Annotated in this window: 4 protein-coding genes; 3 read left to right on the forward strand and 1 reads right to left on the reverse strand. The window is 34.8% G+C overall.

Annotated features, from left to right (window positions below; all coding sequences use genetic code 11):
• From ileS to VLC96_RS05580, 3 genes are all read left to right on the forward strand, one after another.
• Window positions 1-3,108 (forward strand): isoleucine--tRNA ligase (ileS, locus tag VLC96_RS05570; protein WP_325261197.1); only part of this gene is annotated, 3,108 nt, incomplete at its 5' end.
• A 4-nt stretch (window positions 3,109-3,112) separates the two neighbouring features.
• On the forward strand, window positions 3,113-3,493 hold the full coding sequence (locus VLC96_RS05575; RefSeq protein ID WP_325261199.1) for a TraR/DksA family transcriptional regulator: 381 nt from the start codon (window positions 3,113-3,115) through the stop codon (window positions 3,491-3,493).
• A gap of 86 nt (window positions 3,494-3,579) precedes the next feature.
• Window positions 3,580-4,182, forward strand: a complete 603-nt coding sequence (locus tag VLC96_RS05580; RefSeq protein ID WP_325261201.1) for a lipoprotein signal peptidase — start codon at window positions 3,580-3,582, stop codon at window positions 4,180-4,182.
• A 59-nt stretch (window positions 4,183-4,241) separates the two neighbouring features.
• Here VLC96_RS05580 and VLC96_RS05585 read toward each other — a convergent pair.
• Window positions 4,242-4,451, reverse strand: a 210-nt coding sequence (locus VLC96_RS05585) for a hypothetical protein (RefSeq protein WP_325261202.1), incomplete at its 5' end; no start/stop codon positions are given.

A 4,451-nucleotide genomic window follows, 5' to 3' on the forward strand; every position in this document is an offset into this window, starting at 1 on the left:
GCAGCACTTGGAATTACCAAAGAAGATATCGGAAAATCAATTACAGTTGAAGAATATAACGAAGCGTGCAAAAAAACCGTAATGCGTTATACTGATGTATGGAATGATTTGACCGAAAAAATGGGGTATTGGGTAGATATGGAAGATCCATATATTACTTACAAATCCAAATATATGGAGTCGGTTTGGTGGCTTTTGAAACAAATCTACAACAAGGATTTGATGTACAAAGGCTATACTATTCAGCCGTATTCTCCAAAGGCAGGAACAGGATTGTCTTCACACGAAGTAAACCAACCAGGCTCTTACCGTGATGTTACGGATACAACGATTGTAGCTCAGTTTAAAGCAATAAATGAAACTTTACCTAGCTTTTTACAAGGATTTGGAGATATTCATATTTTAGCCTGGACTACTACTCCTTGGACTTTACCTTCAAATACAGCTTTGACAGTTGGACCAAAAATCGATTATGTTTTGGTTGAGACTTTCAATCAATATACTTTCCGACCTGTAAAAGTTATTTTGGCTAAAAATTTAGTTGGAAAACAATTCGGGAAAGGATTCTTTGCAAGCACTGAACCAGCTGATTTTGAAAATTTCAAAGAAGGGGATAAAAAAATACCTTATCAAATTGTTGCAGAAGCTAAAGGTGCTGACTTGGTTGGAATTCGTTACGAACAGTTATTGCCTTTTACATTACCTTATCAAAATCCAGAAAATGCTTTTAGAGTAATTTCGGGTGATTTCGTTACTACAGAAGATGGAACAGGAATTGTGCATACGGCTCCGACTTTTGGTGCTGATGATGCTAAAGTTGCAAAAGAGGTTACTCCTGAAGTACCGCCAATGCTGGTTTTGGATGAAAATGGAACACCAGTTCCTTTGGTAGATTTACAAGGAAAATTCACTTCTCACATGGGTGAGTTTGCTGGTAAATATGTTAAAAATGAATATTACAATGATGGCGAAGCACCAGAACGTTCTGTTGATGTTGAATTGGCTATTCGTTTAAAAGAAGAAAACAAAGCCTTTAAGGTTGAAAAATACGTACACAGTTACCCACATTGTTGGAGAACTGACAAACCAATTTTGTACTATCCATTAGATTCATGGTTTATCAAAATAACTGAGGTTAGAGACAGAATGTTCGATTTGAACGAAACGATCAATTGGAAACCAAAATCAACTGGCGAAGGACGTTTCGGAAATTGGCTGAAAAATGCTAACGACTGGAACTTGTCACGTTCTCGTTATTGGGGAATTCCATTGCCAATTTGGAGAAACGAAGAAGGAACAGAAGAAATGTTAATTGGTTCTGTTGAAGAATTATACAACGAAATCGAAAAATCAATTGCAGCAGGTTTCCAAAAAGAAAATCCGTTCAAAGGATTTGAAATTGGAAACATGTCAGAGTCCAACTATGATTTAATCGATTTGCATAAAAATGTAGTTGATGAAATTACATTAGTTTCGGCTTCTGGAAAACCAATGAAGCGTGAAAGCGATTTGATTGACGTTTGGTTCGATTCAGGTGCGATGCCTTATGCACAATGGCATTACCCTTTTGAAAACAAAGAAAGAATTGACGGAAACCAAGATTTTCCTGCGAATTTCATCGCTGAAGGTGTTGATCAAACTCGTGGTTGGTTTTATACCTTACATGCAATCGGAACTTTAGTTTTTGATAAAATTGCCTATAAAAATGTAGTTTCAAACGGATTAGTCCTAGACAAAAACGGACAAAAAATGTCTAAACGTTTAGGTAATGCAGTTGATCCTTTTGAAACTCTAAATGAATATGGACCAGATGCTACGCGTTGGTACATGATTTCAAATGCAAATCCGTGGGATAACTTAAAATTTGATATTGAAGGAATTGCCGAAGTACGTCGTAAGTTTTTTGGAACTTTATACAACACTTATTCATTCTTTAGTTTATATGCTAATATTGATGGTTTTAAATACGAAGAAGCTGAAATTCCCGTTAATGAAAGACCAGAAATTGACCAATGGATCATATCTGAGTTAAATACTTTGATAAAAGTGGTCGATGAAGCCTATGCCGATTATGAACCAACAAAAGCGGCTCGAGCTATATCTGAGTTTGTTCAGGAAAATTTAAGCAACTGGTACGTTCGTTTATGCCGCCGTCGTTTCTGGAAAGGAGAATATGCTCATGATAAAATTGCAGCTTATCAAACGCTTTATACCTGCTTATTAACTATAGCTAAATTAAGTGCTCCTATCGCGCCATTCTTTATGGATGCGCTTTATAGAGACTTAACAAAAGCTACTGAAACTGAAAAATTCGAGTCTGTACACTTAGCACAATTTCCTATTTTAGTTGAAAAGTATGTTAATAAAATGTTAGAGTCCAAAATGCAGAAAGCACAGACGATTTCTTCACTTGTTTTATCACTGAGAAAGAAGGAAATGATTAAGGTACGTCAACCTCTGCAAAAGGTAATGATTCCAGTACTTGACGAGAATCAAAGGCATGAAATAGAGGCAGTTTCTGACCTTATAAAAGCAGAAGTAAACGTAAAAGAAATAGTACTTTTGGACGATGCTTCAGGTATTTTGATTAAACAAATTAAGCCAAATTTCAAAGCTTTAGGACCTCGTTTCGGAAAAGACATGGGGTTGATTTCCAAGGAAATACAGGCTTTGACTGCGGAACAAATCTCACAATTTGACAAAGAGGGCACCTTAACTGTTGTAATTGCGGGAAATAGTGTAATTTTATCACTAGAAGATGTAGAAATATCGTCACAAGATATTGAGGGTTGGCTGGTTGCCAATTCAAATGGAATCACAGTTGCTTTGGATATTACTATTACACCAGAATTAAGACAAGAAGGTATTGCAAGAGAATTGGTGAATAGAATTCAGAATATCCGTAAAGATACTGGATTTGAGGTGACAGATAAGATTAAAGTTCATTTGCAAAAAAATGATACTTTGGAAGAAGCAGTAAATGCCAATAAAGACTATATAAAATCAGAAACTTTGACAGAATCACTTGTTTTTGAAGAATTTATAGAAAACGGCACGGAAATTGATTTTGATGGAATAACAACAAGAATATTAATTACAAAAACGTAGTATTATGGTAGATGAAGTCGCAAGGTACTCTGATGCTGATTTAGCAGAGTTCAAGGAAATCATTCAGAATAAAATCGAAAAGGCTCAAGCCGATTTAGATCTGATAAAAAGCGCCTACATGAATGACCTTAACAACGGCACGGATGATACTTCTCCCACGTTTAAAGCATTTGAAGAAGGCAGTGAAATTATGTCTAAAGAAGCTAATTCTCAACTTGCAATTCGTCAGGAAAAGTTTATACGAGATTTGAAGAGTGCATTGTTCCGTGTAGAAAACAAAACGTATGGCGTTTGTAGAATAACTGGAAAATTAATTGGAAAAGAAAGACTAAAAATTGTTCCTCATGCTACTATGAGTATAGAGGCAAAAAATTTACAAAGATAAAGTCTTATCGAGACAATAATTAACGCTCCTTTTGGAGCGTTTTTTTTTCTTAATTTATTACTTTTACGCCGCTAAAAATTTTATAGATGTCATTACTCAAAGCATATTTTCTTATTGTTCTTATATTATTAGTAGATCAGGTGTCTAAAATATATGTAAAGACAAATTTTATTTTAGGAGAAGAAGTTCATGTATTCAATTGGTTTCAAATTCATTTTATTGAAAATGAAGGAATGGCTTGGGGTACTAAAATTCCTGGTGCATATGGAAAATTAATCTTGACTGTTTTTCGTCTTTTTGCTGTAACTGGTATTGGTTATTGGCTGTGGGATTCTGTAGAAAGAAAAAAGAGTTCCAATTATCTAATTGTTGCAATTGCCCTAATATTTGCAGGAGCATTAGGAAATATAATTGATTCTGTATTTTACGGAGTAATATTTGATGATAGCCACCAACAGCTAGCAACTATATTTACTGACAAACCGTATGGGACTTGGTTAAATGGGCAGGTGGTAGACATGTTTTACTTCCCTTTCATAAAAAATTATCCAATGCCGGAATGGGTTCCATTTATTGGAGGTCGTGATTTTACGTTTTTCAATGCCATTTTCAATGTTGCTGACGTAGCTATCTCAACAGGAGTCGGAATTTTGATAGTCTTTAATAAAAAAGCATTTCATAAAAATTAAATTGCTTTTTTCAATAATAAAAATAGGCTGAACTAAATAAAGTTCAGCCTATTTTGTTATTATTTATTATGACCTGGGGCATAGTTCCTGGCACTTTTTTGACCAGTCATTTTTTTAGCTTGTCCAGGAGGAACTTTCTTTGTTTTAGGAGCGCTATGGCTTGTTCCTATTCCAACACTGCAGTTTGATAATGTAAAAGCAAACAGCATAATCATAATCTGCTTTAAAAAGCTCGAAGTTTTAAATTTTCTCATAAGTTTAGTAGGTTT

Origin of the sequence: Flavobacterium sp. (assembly GCF_035456085.1) — a bacterium.
Lineage (GTDB): Bacteria > Bacteroidota > Bacteroidia > Flavobacteriales > Flavobacteriaceae > Flavobacterium.